Source organism: Maledivibacter sp., from assembly GCA_025210375.1.
GTDB lineage: Bacteria > Bacillota > Clostridia > Peptostreptococcales > Caminicellaceae > JAOASB01.
Genome location: JAOASB010000037.1, coordinates 207,173 through 224,511, shown reverse-complemented (window position 1 = coordinate 224,511; position 17,339 = coordinate 207,173). Strand labels below are relative to the sequence as shown.

Below are 17,339 nucleotides of genomic sequence, written 5' to 3'. Positions count from 1 at the left end.
AATAGGAGCGAAATATAGTGAGAAAAGCAACAAAATTTGGGATTCTACTAAGTGTTTTTATAGTTTTAGGTTCATTCTATTCATATTCCCAGTCTAATGAAAAAAAGTTTGTGGTGTTTTTAGTAAATAAAATTGATCTTGAAGATATTGAAGATATGGCTTTTACTAAGGCTTTGGCAGAAAAATACGGTATTGGTCTTATGAATACTAGGGCCTCAGGAAGTAGTAATGACTATAGCTCCACCCTTACAATTGGTTGTGGAACAAGGGCTGAAGCTAACTTTTATACTTCCAGGTCGGTAGAGTTAGATGATGGAAATCGTTCTATTTATCAAAGACGTACTGGGTATGAGGATAGGTATAAGGAAATAGCCAATCTGGATATAGCTAGACTAAGGGATTTGAATAGTAGGAATAACTTTAATCCTATTGTGGGAGCATTGGGAAACAGCCTAGGCTTGAATGGTAATGGGATTTCAGTACTTGGAAATTCTGATACCGATGAAAGAAAAGTTAGACTTGGAGTACTAATGGGTATGGATGAATATGGACTTGTTGACTATGGGGTAGTAGATGATACAAATGTTAAAACTCTTAATTATCCATTTGGCTTAGCAACTGATTATGAGTTAATGATACAGGGTTTTAAAGAATCTCTAGAAAAATCGGATATTATTATTTTAGAGCTTGGAGATTTATATAGACTCGAAAAATATAGTTCTAATCTAACCTCGGATATGTATGAAAAGCACAAAACTAAAGTTTTAAGTGATATAGATGCTTTTATAAAAAAGGTGTATGGCTTATTGGATAAAGAAAATACTAGGGTTTTACTTTTAAGTCCAACTCCTTCTTCTACGGCTTCATCATCTGGGAAAAAGTTAACTCCAATTATTTTAGCGGGTAGTGGAATAGACGAAGGGGTCATATCCTCTGATACAACGAGGAGAGAGGGAATTATAGGGAATATTGATATTGCTCCCTATATAGCTGTTTATTTCGGTAGTAATACAAATTATTTTACAGGAAAACCATTATATATATTGGGAAAGCAAGATAAACTTTCATATATGAAAGAGCTTTATAATGATACTGCCTTTGTTTATAAAAATAGGATGTCGGTATTATTTACTTTTGCCGTATATGAAATAATTGTCTCTTTTATAGCATTTATAGTGATTCAGCTTTCTGGGAAACATAGACTTAGATTTTATAGGGTATTTGAGTATTTTTTGCTTTCAAATATGGCTATTCCAGCAGCATTACTTATTTTACCCCTATGGAAATCAGCTAGTATTTTTAATGTTTTTATAAAAATAATAATCATAACTATAGTAATGATATTTATTTCTATAAGTATTAGGAAAGAACCAATGGACAGCATAATCTTTCTATCTGGTTTGACCTGTTTATTATTGACTACCGACATTATTCTAAACTCCAGATTGATTAAGATGTCATTTCTAGGATATGATCCAATAATCGGAGCGAGGTATTATGGGGTAGGAAATGAATTTATGGGGATTTTAGTTGGGTCATCCTTAGTTTTTACTATGGCCCTATTGGATAGATATAAAATAAATAAAAATTTCTCTATTATGATATTTGCTATTATAGCTTTTGTTATTGGATTTCCTAAATTGGGGGCCAATGTGGGGGGGACAATAACCGCTGTATTTGCATTTATGTTTGTGATACTTAGGCTTTATAATTCCAAGTTGAAGCTTACCCATTATTTTTATATCATAGCATCGATATGTGTCTGCATAGCTTTGATAGCACTAGCGGACTTATATCTTCTAGAAAGTAATTCCCATCTAGCCAATGCTATTAAACAAATCAATAATGGTGGAGTAAATGCTATTTTTTCTATAATAAAAAGAAAAGTTTCAATGAATATAAAGGTGTTTAGTGTTACAATATGGAGTAAGGTACTGATTACCTCGCTTATATTTTTAAGTATCCTATTTTACAGGCCCTTTGGCATTGCAAAAAAAATATTTGATAAATACCAGAATCTTTCTATTGGGCTACTGGGAATATTGATTTCTTGTATAGTAGCTTTTCTAGTTAACGATTCAGGGGTAATAGCTTCGGCTACATCCATAATTTTTTTAGCAATAAGCTTGATGTACTTAATTTTTATAGAGGTAGTGAGATCGTAGTTTTATTATAGGAAGGTATTAATTATGGATTATAATGTACTAGGAAATACGGGGATAAGGGTTTCAAAGCTTTGTTTTGGGGCTTTAACCATAGGCCCATTACAAGCTAATTTATCCTTAAAGGAAGGTGCAAGTGTAATAAGACATGCCCTAGATAGGGGAGTCAATTTTATAGATACTGCTGAGCTGTATAGAACCCATGGTCATATAAGAGAGGCTTTGAAGAATAGGGGTAGGGATGATGTGGTTATTGCCACTAAATCATATTCTTACTCAAATGAAACTGCTGAAAAAAGTCTTAGCATGGCACTTAAGGAATTGGGTAGAGATTATGTTGATATTTTCCTTCTACATGAACAGGAAAATGAATATACCCTTAAGGGACACTATGAAGCTTTGGAATATTTTATAAAAATGAAAGAAAAGGGTTATATTAGAGGGGTAGGTATCTCTACACATAATGTGGCAGGCGTAAGAGCGGCAACAAATATGGATGAAATAGATATAATACATCCACTAATCAATAAGAATGGATTGGGAATAATGGATGGAACGGTGGAGGATATGGCCAATGCAATAAAGTCTGCTAAGGATAAGGGAAAGGGAATATACGGAATGAAGCCCTTGGGCGGAGGTAATTTGCTAAGCCGTATAGATGATTGCTTTGATTTTGTTTTAAATCTACCATTTCTTGATTCTATAGCGGTTGGAATGCAAAGAGAAGAAGAGGTTATAGCCAATGTTTGTAGATTTAATGGACAGCCCATACCCGAAGAGATAAAAAGTAAATTATCCAAAAAGAATAGAAAGCTGCATATTGATTTTTGGTGCAAAAGATGCGGCAGATGTGTTAAGGCCTGTAAATCAAATGCCCTTTCCATACAAAATGATAAATTGATAGTGGATAGAGAAAAATGTGTATTATGTGGATATTGCAGCAGCTATTGTCCAGAGTTTTGTATTAAAGTAGTTTAAAGGAGAAAATAAAGATATGAGATTAATGGGTTTAGATGTAGGAGATAAAACCATTGGTGTGGCAGTTAGTGATTTATTGGGATTAACTGCTCAAGGGGTTGAAACCATAAGAAGAACAGGCAATAAAGCTGCAATCAATAGACTAAGAGAAATAATCTCTGAAAAGAATGTAGAAAAGATTGTAGTAGGCTTACCTAAAAATATGAATGGAACCCTAGGGCCTCAAGGAGAAAAGACATTAAACTTTGTTGAAAAACTTAAAGAAAAAATTAATATTGAAATAGTTCTATGGGATGAAAGATTAACAACTGTTGCGGCTGAAAAGATGCTTATATCAGCGGATGTAAGCAGAAAAAAAAGAAAAAAGGTTATAGATAAAGTAGCAGCAGTGTATATTCTTCAGGGGTATTTAGATAGTAAGAGTATAGGTATCTAACCATGGATTTGTAAAAGTTATGAAATACAATAAATTTATATGAGGTGATCAAAGTTATGGAAGAAAGAAATATAATATCTTTAATGGATGAAAATAACAAGGAAACAGAATTTGAGGTGATAGCTACCTTAGAAATTAATGAAACAGAGTATGCTATACTACTTCCATTAGATGAAGAGACAGATGAAGCTTTAGTATTTAAAATTGCTAGAGAAAATGGAGAAGAAATATTGGAATATGTCGATAATGATGAAGAAATCAATATGGTTGCTGAGGCCTATGATGAATTACTAGAGGATGAGTAAGTAAAAAAGTTCTAAGTTGTAAGTTCAAAGTTCTAAGTTTTCAGGTCATTCTTTTGGGGTTTAAAATAAACTACCAAGCTAAGTCGCAAAGTACCTAAGAGTTACGACCTTAATTTTAGAACTTACCACTTAGAACTTAGAACTAACACAGCAATCAATTCGCTGTGTTCTAGGAGGCATGATTTTGAGGGTTGAAATAAAAGGAGATTTAATTGAAGGAGTTTTTGTTGAAAGAGTAAACAGATTTATAGCCCATATTTTGGTTGAAGATGAGATACAAATAGTTCATGTTGCTAATACTGGAAGAATGAAGGAGCTTTTGATTAAAGGGGTAAGGGTTATAGTAAGAAAGGTTGATAACCCTAAAAGAAAAACTAACTATGATCTAGTAATGGTTTATAAAAATGATATATTAGTTCTCATAGATTCTAAAATGCCTAATGAACTTCTTGAAAGGGCACTGAGAGAAGGCGGAATAGAAGGTTTCGGTAGGTATGATCATATAAAGAGGGAAGTTAGTTTTGGTAATAGCAGATTCGATATAGGACTAAGCAACAGCCAAGAAAATGTTTTGATTGAATGTAAATGTGCAACACTTGTAAAGGAAGACAATATTTCTAAATTTCCCGATGCTCCTACCACAAGAGGACGTAAGCATATCCTAGAGCTTATTAAGGCTAAGCAGCAAGGGTATAGAGCGGCTGTATTCTTTATTATACAACGGGAGGATGCTGTATTATTTACCCCAAATAGAGACATGGATGAAGATTTTTCAGATGCTGTTAAAAAAGCCCACGGGCAAGGGGTGGAGTTCTATGCATATATATGTAACGTAACATTAAATGATATTAGTATAAAAAAGAAAATACCGGTTATTATAAATTAAGGGGATTAAGTGAGCAAATTGTATAATACACAATTAACAATAATAATCATTATTAAACAATAAAATTAATATTATATGGTTGAAATATGATAAATTCAGAATGTGAATTGGAGAAAGTGTTTATGAAAAATATCCAATACAGAATGTTATATTGAATATATACTTTAAACCCTTATAGTGCAAAGGATATAGCGTTCATAAGGTTCGCTAAGGAGTATGGCATAATTGTTCAGTAAAGGGAAAAAATGATCAAAAATTCGCTGGATTTTCATATTATTATTGACAATTGATAATTAATTGAGTACACTTATATTTACAGAGATTATTAATTGATAAGTGAGGTCTTATATATGATTGATTCTGTTGACAAATTAAAGGATGTCTTAAAGGAAAAAGGGTATAAGCTTACTCCCCAAAGAAGAGCTGTTTTAAATATAATAATACAAAGTCAAGGTAAACATTTATCTAGCGAAGAGGTATATGATTTAGTAAAAAAAGATTGTCCGGAGATTGGATTAGCGACAGTATATAGAACTTTACAATTACTAGATGACTTAGAAATTATAACTAAAATCAATTTTGATGATGGGTGTGCTAGATATGAGTTGAATCTCCATACCGATGAGCATCAACATCATCATGTTATATGTACTAAATGCGGTGAAGTAATAGAAGTTGAAGTAGACTTGTTAGAACATTTAGAAGAAGAGATAGAGAAAAATTATGGTTTTGAGATAAAGGATCATAAAGTAAAATTCTTTGGAATATGCTCTAAGTGTAAATAAATCTTGTAGCTTCGGTTACAGGATTTTATTTTTAGTTTAGTATATTATAAAATCCCTATAATGCTAATGAAAATCCATTAATTATAAAGAACTAATTCAAAAAAGAATAATATCATTTTGAAAAAACAAACATATTATATATATATGGTGGATATGTGTAATATATTATAGAGAGTTTTTCGGTATAAAATTTATTTGAGAAAGTCAAGTAATCAATCTACATACTGCATTCTACAATTAATAATTTTAATCATGCGGATTTCTTAGGCATTAATATTATGGAAATATATACCGATATTATACCTTATGAAAAAATGATATTACGAGAATAATATAAAAGAATAGAAATCTAATAATACATTTAAAGATTTTCAAATATAAAAGAGAACGGAATAATAGTAACAATTCTTGAATAAAGCAAAATATTATAGAGATTCTAGTTGAACCCTCAACTTATATATTAAAAACCCTTAGAAACGCTAAGTATTTTAATATGTATAAATTAAGATTCATTCTAAACTCTCTATGATAAATACAATATTTACAGGGGATATAAAATTCACCTAACTTAAAACAGTATCGGAAGCTTTATTTAGTAATACATATTTGAATCTAGATTATTTATAGAGCAAATTGCATAATTACCTTCTACAAAAGCTATTTAAGTATTTTTTAGCTTTATATATATAATCTAGGCTGAATATAATATGTAGCTATATTCTATGCATCGAATTTTACTATTGAAATTTGCTCAGAAGTAGATTTCTTGCTAACTAATAGCACATGAAGTATAATTAATTTAATTGTGGGTTATTTCACAAAGTGAAGTAATACTTAAATGAAAGGGTTTTATTACATTAAGTTTTGATGATTTCCTTAGTATTGACCTAGCAATTAAGTTTCAATTGATATAGATCAGGAGAGTGATAATGTGGCAAAAAAAGATGAGAAACTGAAAATTATTCCACTTGGAGGACTGAATGAAATAGGAAAAAACATGACTGTATTCGAGTGCAAAAACGAAATTATAGTTGTAGATTGTGGTCTAAGTTTTCCAGAGGATGAGATGTTGGGGATAGATGTTGTTATACCTGATATAACCTATTTGCTTAAGAATAGAGAGAAGGTAAAAGCAATAGTTTTGACCCATGGACATGAAGATCATATTGGGGCTTTACCCTATGTCCTAAAGAAGATCAATGTACCTTTATACGGTACAAAGTTAACCCTAGGACTTGTTGAAAATAAGTTTAAGGAACATAAAATGCTAGGCGATGTAGAAATGAATATTGTTAAACCAGGAGATACTATAAGGCTTGGGAAATTTAGTGTTGAATTCATTAAGACAAGTCATAGTATACCAGATGCTGTAAGCATGGCTATAGATACTCCATTAGGTAAAGTAATCCATACCGGTGATTTCAAGATAGATTATACACCTATTGATGGAGATATAATGGATCTTCATAGATTTGCACAGCTTGGTGGTGAAGGTGTTTTGGCATTGTTAGCTGATAGTACCAATGTTGAGAGGCCAGGCTATACCATGTCTGAAAGAACTGTTGGGAAAACCTTTGAAAATATCTTTAAGGATGTTGAAAGTAGGATTATTGTTGCTACCTTTGCGTCTAATGTACATAGGGTACAACAGATCATAAATGCGGCATATAGCTTCAATAGAAAAGTTGCTTTTTCTGGGAGAAGTATGGTAAATGTAGCTAATGCGGCTATGGAGCTAGGTTATTTAAATGTTCCAGAGGGCATGCATATTGATATTAATGATTTAAATAGATATCCAGATAATGAAATTGTTGTAATAACAACTGGAAGTCAGGGAGAACCAATGGCAGCATTATCTAGAATGGCTGCTTCTGAGCATAGAAAAATGGATATACGTCCAGGGGATATGGTTATAATATCCGCTACACCTATACCAGGCAATGAGATAAAAGTATCTAATGTAATAAATCTGTTATTTGAAAAGGGAGCAGACGTTATTTATGAATCCTTAGCCGATGTCCATGTTTCTGGGCATGCTTGCCAAGAGGAATTAAAGTTAATACACACCTTGGTTAAACCTAAGTACTTTATTCCAGTTCATGGGGAATACAGACATCTTAGACGTCATGCATCACTGGCAGAATCCTTGGGAATGTCTAGGGAAAATATTTTCGTTACTGATAATGGTAAAGTGATAGAAATCACAAAGGACAGCGGGAAAATATGTGGAACTGTAGATTCCGGGAATATATTAGTTGATGGACTTGGAGTAGGTGATGTTGGAAATATAGTATTAAGGGATAGAAAGCATCTTTCAGAAGATGGTCTTATGGTTGTAGTAGTTACTATCTCTAAAGAAGATGGAAAAGTTATGTCAGGCCCGGATATTGTTTCTCGTGGATTTGTATATGTTAGGGAATCAGAAGATTTAATCGATGGTGCAAAGCTAGTGGTTAGAGAAGCTTTAAAGAAATGTGAAGAAAACAATGTAAGGGAATGGGCTACTTTAAAATCGGCTATAAAGGATTCACTGAGGGGATACTTATTTGAAAAAACAAAAAGACGTCCAATGATATTGCCAATCATTATGGAAGTTTAAGTCACATAAAAAATAAGCAAGTAAGATAACTAGTTCATTTTGAATGTACTTAGAGAAGATATTGGACTGGAAGACTATTATAATTAGAATAATAGCCTTCCGGTTTTTTATTTTCCCGGAAATATTTATTATCCGAGAAAATTGTATAACTCTTATTTGCTCAAATGTTTATAATTTTGTATAATTTATATGTTGCAAAAAAGTTCTGAGGTTTAGGTCATATTTTGGGAGCAGTATTTTACTAAGGGCTAGGGCTTGCATTATAGACCATTAAACTTAATCTTAAAGAAAAGGTGATAAAAATATGCGAATATTACTCTACATAGTAATTATCTCAATAGGGGCATTAATGGGTTATAAGGATATAATATCTGAAAAAGTATTTAGCAAAACGAGTTCTATTCAATACATGTGTTTATTATTCTTATTATTCATTATGGGAATAAAAATTGGAATAAATAAAGAAGTTCTTTTGTCTTTCCATAGACTAGGATTTAATGCTGTTATTATTTCCATATTTTCAATTGTTTTTAGTGTTTTAGGAGTAAAAATCATATCAAAATCTATTAAACCAGAAAAAAAGGAGGAATAGCCATGACAATACATATACTTTTCTCAGTATTTATAGGGATTATATTTGGGTATTTCTTTGCTCCAGAAGCCGTTATGAGCAATATTGATTTAATAATAGATTTTGGATTGTGTTTATTATTATTTTTTGTTGGTATAGAGATAGGGAAAAATAGGAGCATTATTAGGGATGTAAGGAGTTATGGTTTAAAGATATTTTTGATTCCAATCATGACAGTCCTAGGAACCCTATTTGGAAGTATGGTGGCTAGTCTTTTTTTAAAGCTTTCCTTGTTTGAAACTGCGGCTATTGGAGCCGGCCTGGGCTGGTATTCCTTATCGGCAATAGAACTTTCTAAGCATAGTGCGGAACTTGGGACGATAGCTTTTTTAGCTAATGTTTCAAGGGAAGTAATTGCTTTTATTGCTATTCCTATAATAGCTAAAAAAATAGGAGATATAGAAACTATAGCTGCTGCTGGAGCGACTTCTATGGATACAGCTTTGCCTGTAATCACAAAGGCAACAAAAAGCAATATATCAATATTATCCTTTTTTTCAGGGGTTATACTATCACTTTTAGTACCTATATTGGTTCCTTTAATGATGAGCTTCAATTAGAAAAAATTGTGATAATGTCTAGTGGGGTGAAGAGACTTTAGTTAGAACTCTTTATAAAGAAAAACTTGTAAAACTTTGCTGGTAAATGTATAATAATATAAGAAATTTGTCCTATTGAGAAACCTGTATAATTAATGCTATTAATCTTAGAATACAATGTGTGGATTGTTTTCTTACCTTGAAGAAATTGCATAACTCTTACTTGGCTAAGCCTAATATGGGAATATCATCCTATATTTAATTGCTTAAGATATAAGCATATTTGATGGTATAGCTTTATTATTGAATATAGATTTTGGAGGAAATACTATGAAGACCTCTACTAAAAAAAAGAGGATATTAATTAGAAACATAACAATTTTTGTTGTACTGATTTTATTAATTTGTGCCTATGGTGGTTTCAAATATTATGATTCTTTAAAACTACCCGTAGATCAAAAAAATACTGAAAGTATACTTATAAATATACCTAAAGGGGCCGCTACTTCAAAAATAGCTAATATCCTAAGGGATAATGACCTAATAAGGAATGAGCTTTATTTTAGATTCATATCAAAACAAAGAAAAATTGAGGCTGAATATAAAGCTGGTGACTATAAACTAAGCAAAGCCATGAATGTGAATGAAATAATTGATAAGTTGATAAAAGGAGATACATATCAAGAGACAGTAAAATTTACTATACCTGAAGGTTTTGAATTAAAGCAGATAGTAGATAAACTGGCTAATAACCAAGAACTCAACATAAATAAAGAAAAGTTTTTAGATATAATCGAAAATGAAGATTTTCAATTTGAGTTTCTAAAGGAAACATCTAAGGGAAAGAATAGATTGGAAGGTTTTTTGTTTCCAGATACCTATGAGGTTAAGAAGAACATAACAGAGAAAGAGCTTGTCTTAAAAATGCTAAACAGATTTGATGAAATTTTTGAGGAGCAATATTATTCAAGAACTAAAGAACTGGGCATGACCATAAATGATGTCATTTCACTGGCTTCTATTATTGAAAGGGAAGCTAGGGTGGATAGTGAAAGACCAATTATTTCAAGTGTATTTCATAATAGATTAAAAAAGGATATGCTTCTTCAATCCTGTGCTACTGTTCAATATGTATTAGGAGAAAGAAAACAAAGATTGACATATAAAGACTTAGAAATAGATTCACCATATAATACTTATAAGCATTTAGGGCTTCCACCGATGCCTATTGCGTCACCAGGTAAGGCGTCCATCTATGCAGCCCTATATCCTAAGGACTCAAAGTACCTATATTTTGTGGCCAAAGGTGATGGCTCCCATATATTTAGCAATACATATAAGGAGCATTTAAATGCAAAAAATGGGGAATAGCAACTAAATGATATCGAGTCCTTTAGTTTTGGTCAGATTTCTCTTCGAGAAATGACCTACATAATTAATTTTTTAATATTTTGGAAAAACTAATACGTGGTAGGAGCCACGTATTAATTTTTGTTGTTATATAGGGTTTTCATAGGTGGCGTTAGACGCTTTTGTTCACAAGGGAGGGTTTAGATTGAGTAATATTGTAGATAAATTAGTTGAAGAATATATAAGAGAAATTCTACCTCAAAATAAAGGGTTATTAAAGGAATTAGAAGAATTTGCGGAGAAGAATAATGTCCCTATAATTCATCCAGAAGTAGCTAAATTTTTAGAAGTGATAATCAAAACTAGTAATACTCGTAGTATATTGGAGGCTGGAACGGCAATAGGATATTCAGCTTTAATATTTTCTAATGCTATGGATAATAAAGGGAAGATAGTTACTATAGAAAAAAGAGAAGATATGCATAAAATAGCTCTTGAAAATATAAAAAAGGCAGGATTAGAATCCAATATAAAAGCTGTATTAGGAGATGCATCGGAGTTACTCCCAAAAGTTGAAGGGAAATTTGATATGATCTTTCTAGATGCATCTAAAGGGCATTATCAAGAATTCTTAATGTCTTGTATAGACAAATTAAATGATAATGGTATTATTATATCAGACAATGTATTATATAAGGGAATGGTTGCATCAAATGAATATGTAATAAGACGGAAAATAACAATAGTTAAAAGAATGAGAAAGTATTTAGAATACATATCAAATCATCCACAGTTAACTACTAGTGTTATTCCAATAGGTGACGGTGTTGCATTAACATATAAGGCATGAGTAGGAAAATAATTTATGTATTTCTTGTTTATGACTAAAATTGGGAGGAATTTTTGTGAATAAAAAAATTGAGTTATTGGCTCCGGCTGGCGATTTAGAGAAACTGAAAATTGCTTTTGCTTACGGAGCAGATGCGGTTTATATAGGAGGACAAATATTTGGACTTCGTGCCAGTGCAAGAAACTTTTCCTTTGAAGATATGGAAGAGGGAATAAGATATGCCCATGAAAGGGGAAAAAGGGTATATGTTACATTAAATATCATACCCCATAATGAAGATTTAAAGGAATTACCCGGTTATCTGGAGAAGTTAAGTGAATTGAAGGTTGATGCCGTTATACTTTCTGACCCCGGGACTCTTATGTATGTTAAAGAATATGCTCCAAACTTAGAGATTCATCTTAGTACACAGGCTAATAATACAAACTATATGAGTGCTAATTTTTGGTACAAGCAGGGAATCAAAAGAATAGTATTAGCAAGGGAATTATCCTTTAAAGAAATCAAGGAAGTAGGAGACAATATTCCTAAGGATTTGGAATTAGAAGGATTTATACATGGAGCTATGTGTATCTCTTATTCCGGTAGATGTCTTTTAAGCAACTATATGGCTGATAGAGACTCAAATAGAGGTCAGTGTGCCCATCCTTGTAGATGGAACTATTACCTTGTTGAAGAAAAAAGACCTGGAGAATATATTAGGGTGACCGAAGATGAAAAGGGCACATATTTCTTTAATTCTAAGGATTTATGTATGATAAATCATATACCAGAGTTAATTAATTCGGGTATATTCAGCTTGAAAATCGAAGGACGAATGAAGAGTATATACTATGTTGCTAATACCGTAAGAGTATATAGAAAAGCTATTGATGAATATCTTGAGTCTCCGGAAAAATTCCAGTTTAATCCTGAATGGTTAGAAGAACTCAGCAAAGTAAGTCATAGAAAGTTTACTAATGGTTTTTACCTAAACAAGCCAACTAAGGATGATCAATTATATACTTCTAGCTCATATATACGAGAATACGATTTTATTGGAATGGTCTTAGAATATGATGAAAAAACTGGTCTAGCCATAGTTGAACAAAGAAATAGAATGTTTAAAGGAGACCATATAGAGGTTATTGGTCCAGATTATAAAAGCTTCAAGCAAGAAATCAAAATAATGCTAGATGATAAGGATAATGAAATAGATGTAGCACCACATGCACAACAAAAAATTAAAATGTCTATGGATAAACCTGTTGAAAAATATTATATATTAAGGAGAAAAAGGGAGGACGATTAAGTTGAATAGACCAATACTAATTGGAATTACTGGGGGTACTGGTTCTGGTAAAACTACTGTGGCAAAGGAGATATATGAAAGCCTACCTGAAAAAAATATATGTATTATTGAACAAGACTCATACTATAGAGATCAAAAGCACTTATCCTTCGAGGAAAGAACCAAAACTAACTATGATCATCCTCTGGCCTTTGATACAGAGTTACTTCTTGAGCAGCTTAAGGGCTTATTGGATGGTAAATCAATAAATAAACCAATATACGATTTTTCAAATCATATTAGAAAAGCAGAAACTATAAAGGTTGACCCTAGGGATATTATAATGCTAGAGGGAATAATGATTTTAGAGGATAAAAGATTAAGGGATCTAATGGATATTAAAATATTTGTAGATACCGATGCAGATGTAAGGGTTATCAGAAGAATAGTAAGGGATATATCCGATAGGGGAAGAACCCTAGAGTCCGTAATAACTCAATATCTTGAAACCGTAAAGCCTGCTCATCAACAATTTATCGAACCGACGAAAAAATACGCCAATATCATTATACCAGAGGGTGGATATAATAAGGTTGCCATTGATATAGTTGTAGCTAAAGTAAAATCAATAATCTATGAAAAACAAAATGGCGATAGCTTTGCAATATAGGGCATATTTAAAAAATAAACTAGTCACCTTACTTGTACCTTTGATTCCTTTCGTAACTTGACTTGTTTATTTTTTTCATATGCCTAAAGTGGAGTATAGACCTTTTCTCTTATGTCAATAATCAATAGAGGGAAGGTGTTTTTTTATGGATAAAACCGTCAAAGAAAAAAGAAGAGTAAAAAATAATGATGGCTTGAAGGAAAAAAGAATTTTTACTGTCTTTGGAGCCATAGGCCTAGTGCTATGCCTCCTAATAATAAGACTATTTTATATTCAAATTATAAAGGGAGATGAATACAGTAAAAAAGCCTTTGAACAATGGTTTCGGGTGACACAAACTATTGCTGATAGGGGAACGATATATGATACAAATGGAAAATCTTTAACAAATAAGGGGAAAGAAAGCTATTTGATTTTAGATCCTGGATTTAATTTAAGTAAAAAAAATATTGATACCATAGTGGAGCTAACAGGATTAAGTAGGGAGGAAATAGCTAATAAAATTTTAAAGGATAAGAAAACAGAGCTTTTGATTAACAATTATGATGAAAATTTAATTAAGAAGATGATAAGAAATATTGGGGTATCTACAGTTGAGCGTTCCAGAAGGTACGCTGAGGGGGGCTTGGCATCCCATGTTATAGGATATGTAAATAAGTCTAAAAATAATGGAGTTTCAGGACTTGAAAAATCCTTTGATAAGGAGCTTGTGGAAAATAGGGAGAAAAGGATTGGTGCAATACTTGATGCCCATAATAGGATTATTCCTGGATATGGATATATACTTATTGAAAGTGATGAAGTGACCAAAAAAAATATTATTACTACTTTGGACAGTGATATTCAAAAAATATGTGAGAGTGAGTTAGATAAAAATAACTATATTGGCAGTGTTGTGGTTCTAGATAGCAAGTCAGGAGATATCTTAGCCATGGCAAGCAGACCAAATTTTGATCAAGGTAATATAGAAGCTCACTTAGATAGTAAATCAAAGGAGCTATATAATAAAGCTGTTCAAATCTCATATCCACCTGGTTCTGTTTTCAAAATCGTTGTTGCCGCCGCATTACTTGAAAATGATGTGATCGATCTGAGTGATAAATCAATCTGTAAGGGATATGAGATGTTAGGTGTAAATATGATTAAATGCAATAGTTACAAAAGAGGTGGACATGGTGAGCTAAGCTTTGAAGATGCCTTCACATTATCCTGCAATTCAATATTTATACAGGCAACTCAAGCACTTGGGGGAGAAAGGCTTCTTGAGATGGCAGAAAAGTGTGGTATTGGTAAAAAAACGGGAATTAAGATTGACGAAGAAGTAGGGGGAATTTTACCTTCACAGGATTATGTTAAAGGGCCAGGGATAGGGAATATAGCCATTGGACAAGGTACCGTTGAAGTTACTCCATTACAGGTGGCAAGATTTACTAATATAATAGCTAATGATGGAATAGATGTAGGAGTAAGACTTGTGAAGGGATTAACAGACAGTAACGGTAAAATTTTAGATAAATATAATGATAAAGAAATAAATAGAGTAGTTTCAAGTGATACTGCCACCAAGATTAAAAGAATGATGAGAAAGGTTGTTAAAGAAGGTACAGGTAAAAGAGCTAATATAGATGGTACAGAGACCTATGGTAAAACTGGTTCCGCAGAGGCAGTTGGAAAAAATGGAGAGACTGTTCATGCTTGGTTTACAGGATTTTTTCTAGGGAAAAAATCTGAATACGTAGTGACTGTAATAGTTGAAGAAAAGGGAAGCGGAGGCAAAATAGCTACTCCCATATTTTCTAATATTGCGAAGAATATGCTGGGAATGGGAATGTAAAAAAATCCTTCCCAAGACATGCACAAAATAGGTATCGCAAACATATAATTTAAAGTGACTAAAACTATGGGGGTGGCATCCTACATGTGGTTAACTCTTGTATCGCTTCCTTTATTATTTTTATCTGCATTTGTTGCAAACAATACTTCCTTTCCAAAACCTCTTAATCAAGAAGATGAAGAGAAATATCTAAAGTTGTATTCTATGGGTGATGAGAATGCTAAAAACATATTGATTGAAAAGAATCTTAGACTTGTTGCCCATGTAGTAAAAAAGTATCACAATACAGGATACAATGTGGATGACCTTATATCTATTGGTACAATTGGCTTAATAAAGGCAATAACTACCTTCGATACAAGCAAAGGCACAAGACTCGCAACTTATGCAGCAAGATGTATAGAAAATACAATGTTTACTAAAAAGCTACTCTGGATATTTTAAACCATTGTATAGGGAAGTAAAGTAGATTTTGCAATTAAGATTGTTGACAAAGTCAACAAGATGGCAGGCTGCCTAACAATTTGAAGTTCGAGGCGTGCTGAAACCGAGAGGCCGCAGCGTATACAGACATACGTAAGGGTCCTTGGCCTAGGCAACAACGAAGAAATTCGGGTTTGTCAACAGCCTGAATCCTCACTTAAAAGTGAGGATTAATGATATTATTTTTTTTCAAAGCTTTGACAATCTGTGCATTCTGGACATGTGGCAGGATTTTTATGCTTAACAACTTCAATGTGATTAAGGGAACATTGATTAACGGCTCCAGCGTGATGTCTGCACTCCGTAACATTACATCCTATACTGTTATTTGGCATTATTTCACCTCCTAGTAAAAGAATCAGATATATTATTTGATTTTTTATGGAGATATATTCAGATAATAAGACCTTATGAAATAAAAAAAAATACAAACTACTACTAGAAGCAGTTTGTAATGTTACAATTTATTGTATCAGCATCATTAATAGTCAGAAAATTTCTTCAACAATTCATCTATACAATTATGACACACGTGTTTGCCCTTAAACTCTGTCAGATCATCCTCATTACCACAGATATAACACTTTTCCTTATACTTAGCCAAAATAATACTATTAGAATCAGAAAATATCTCTATGGGATTACCTGTTTCTATAGACATAGTTCGTCTAAGTTCCGCTGGAAGAACTATTCTTCCCAACCTATCAAGTTTTCTAACAATTCCCGTAGCTTTCATACCAAAACCTCCTCTGTAATATTATAGCACATTATGACGAGAAATGGAAAAATGTTAATAATTACCACGAAATAACCTCGATAAATCTTTGCACATAGCATAAGTAATAATTATTATAGCTAGGCAGAATAGGATTTATTTTGATATTGACTTTGAAAATTTTAAGGATGAGGAAATTGCATAACTCTTACTTGGCTAAGCCTGATATGCGAATATCATCCTATATTTAATTGCTTAAGATATAAGCATATTTGATGGTATAGTTCTTAAGGTTTTTTGACTATATATAGTAGATAGTTTTTGCAGAAGGTAATTATGCAATTTGCTCGGATAATTCAAATCATAATGTTACGCATATTATAGAACAAGAAGAAATTACCATACAAAGCTAATTTATGATATTACTAGAAGAGGAAGAAAGAAGGGAATGGACTAGACTATATGCATTGCTACAGCATCGTTGGAAAGGGCTTGGGGGAATAATTCAATTTTATAACCTGTATTTATAGGTCATAGGGCTTTATAGAGATATTTACTATGGATTATTATGAAATCAAAGCATGATCTCATAGACCTATGACCTTAATTAAGATTAATTTAATCACCCTATTTATTAAATTGAGTATGCAATTTTTTTAATTCCTATTTAACAAGATAAAGACTAGACCAATTATTAATAATAAACCTATACCTCCAAAAATATAAAGTGGAAAGATGGCCATTACAGAATACCTCCCTTCTATTGAATAATTACTTAAGTATTATAACATATACTATGGGAAAAATCTGGTCATTCATCAGTTTGGAGGACAAAGTATTTTGGGG

General features: G+C 32.2%; 16 protein-coding genes and 1 pseudogene. 15 read left to right on the top strand and 2 right to left on the bottom strand.

Going from position 1 to position 17,339, the window contains the following annotated elements; translation table 11 throughout:
• Positions 1–17: 17 nt before the first annotated feature.
• From N4A68_13850 to N4A68_13780, 15 genes and pseudogenes are all read left to right on the top strand, one after another.
• Positions 18–2,165, top strand: coding sequence for a hypothetical protein (locus tag N4A68_13850; protein ID MCT4565380.1), 2,148 nt, complete (start codon positions 18–20; stop codon positions 2,163–2,165).
• 24 nt (positions 2,166–2,189) lie between these two features.
• Entirely contained in the window at positions 2,190–3,140 is a 951-nt protein-coding gene (locus tag N4A68_13845; protein MCT4565379.1) for an aldo/keto reductase, read from the top strand.
• A 16-nt stretch (positions 3,141–3,156) separates the two neighbouring features.
• Positions 3,157–3,576 (top strand): Holliday junction resolvase RuvX, encoded by a 420-nt coding sequence (ruvX, locus tag N4A68_13840; GenBank protein ID MCT4565378.1) that lies wholly within the window; start codon positions 3,157–3,159, stop codon positions 3,574–3,576.
• Positions 3,577–3,632: 56 nt separating this feature from the next.
• Positions 3,633–3,881 (top strand): DUF1292 domain-containing protein, encoded by a 249-nt coding sequence (locus tag N4A68_13835; GenBank protein ID MCT4565377.1) that lies wholly within the window; start codon positions 3,633–3,635, stop codon positions 3,879–3,881.
• Positions 3,882–4,065: 184 nt separating this feature from the next.
• Positions 4,066–4,767, top strand: a complete 702-nt coding sequence (gene sfsA / locus N4A68_13830; GenBank protein ID MCT4565376.1) for a DNA/RNA nuclease SfsA — start codon at positions 4,066–4,068, stop codon at positions 4,765–4,767.
• A gap of 350 nt (positions 4,768–5,117) precedes the next feature.
• Positions 5,118–5,552, top strand: coding sequence for a transcriptional repressor (locus N4A68_13825; GenBank protein ID MCT4565375.1), 435 nt, complete (start codon positions 5,118–5,120; stop codon positions 5,550–5,552).
• A 931-nt stretch (positions 5,553–6,483) separates the two neighbouring features.
• Entirely contained in the window at positions 6,484–8,151 is a 1,668-nt protein-coding gene (locus N4A68_13820; protein ID MCT4565374.1) for a ribonuclease J, read from the top strand.
• A 304-nt stretch (positions 8,152–8,455) separates the two neighbouring features.
• Positions 8,456–8,743: a LysO family transporter gene (locus tag N4A68_13815; GenBank protein ID MCT4565373.1), complete on the top strand. Its 288-nt coding sequence runs from the start codon at positions 8,456–8,458 to the stop codon at positions 8,741–8,743.
• A gap of 2 nt (positions 8,744–8,745) precedes the next feature.
• Entirely contained in the window at positions 8,746–9,342 is a 597-nt protein-coding gene (locus tag N4A68_13810) for a lysine exporter LysO family protein (protein ID MCT4565372.1), read from the top strand.
• 309 nt (positions 9,343–9,651) lie between these two features.
• Positions 9,652–10,692 carry an endolytic transglycosylase MltG gene (gene mltG / locus N4A68_13805; GenBank protein ID MCT4565371.1) on the top strand — a complete coding sequence of 347 codons (1,041 nt, stop codon included), beginning with the start codon at positions 9,652–9,654 and terminating at the stop codon, positions 10,690–10,692.
• A 184-nt stretch (positions 10,693–10,876) separates the two neighbouring features.
• The gene (locus tag N4A68_13800; protein ID MCT4565370.1) at positions 10,877–11,521 is read left to right on the top strand and encodes an O-methyltransferase; all 645 of its coding nucleotides are present in this window, start codon (positions 10,877–10,879) and stop codon (positions 11,519–11,521) included.
• A gap of 55 nt (positions 11,522–11,576) precedes the next feature.
• The gene (locus tag N4A68_13795) at positions 11,577–12,812 is read left to right on the top strand and encodes a U32 family peptidase (protein MCT4565369.1); all 1,236 of its coding nucleotides are present in this window, start codon (positions 11,577–11,579) and stop codon (positions 12,810–12,812) included.
• A gap of 1 nt (position 12,813) precedes the next feature.
• Positions 12,814–13,461, top strand: a complete 648-nt coding sequence (gene udk, locus N4A68_13790) for a uridine kinase (protein ID MCT4565368.1) — start codon at positions 12,814–12,816, stop codon at positions 13,459–13,461.
• A gap of 145 nt (positions 13,462–13,606) precedes the next feature.
• Positions 13,607–15,295 carry a penicillin-binding transpeptidase domain-containing protein gene (locus N4A68_13785; GenBank protein MCT4565367.1) on the top strand — a complete coding sequence of 563 codons (1,689 nt, stop codon included), beginning with the start codon at positions 13,607–13,609 and terminating at the stop codon, positions 15,293–15,295.
• Between the two features lie 66 nt (positions 15,296–15,361).
• A pseudogene (locus N4A68_13780) lies at positions 15,362–15,703 on the top strand (RNA polymerase subunit sigma-70).
• Positions 15,704–15,957: 254 nt separating this feature from the next.
• Here the strand turns inward: N4A68_13780 and N4A68_13775 are convergent.
• Together N4A68_13775 and N4A68_13770 are read right to left on the bottom strand one after the other, a co-directional pair.
• Complete coding sequence (locus N4A68_13775) at positions 15,958–16,116, bottom strand: DUF1540 domain-containing protein (GenBank protein ID MCT4565366.1); 159 nt, start codon at positions 16,114–16,116, stop codon at positions 15,958–15,960.
• A 143-nt stretch (positions 16,117–16,259) separates the two neighbouring features.
• Positions 16,260–16,514 (bottom strand): AbrB/MazE/SpoVT family DNA-binding domain-containing protein, encoded by a 255-nt coding sequence (locus N4A68_13770; GenBank protein MCT4565365.1) that lies wholly within the window; start codon positions 16,512–16,514, stop codon positions 16,260–16,262.
• Positions 16,515–17,339: the final 825 nt, after the last annotated feature.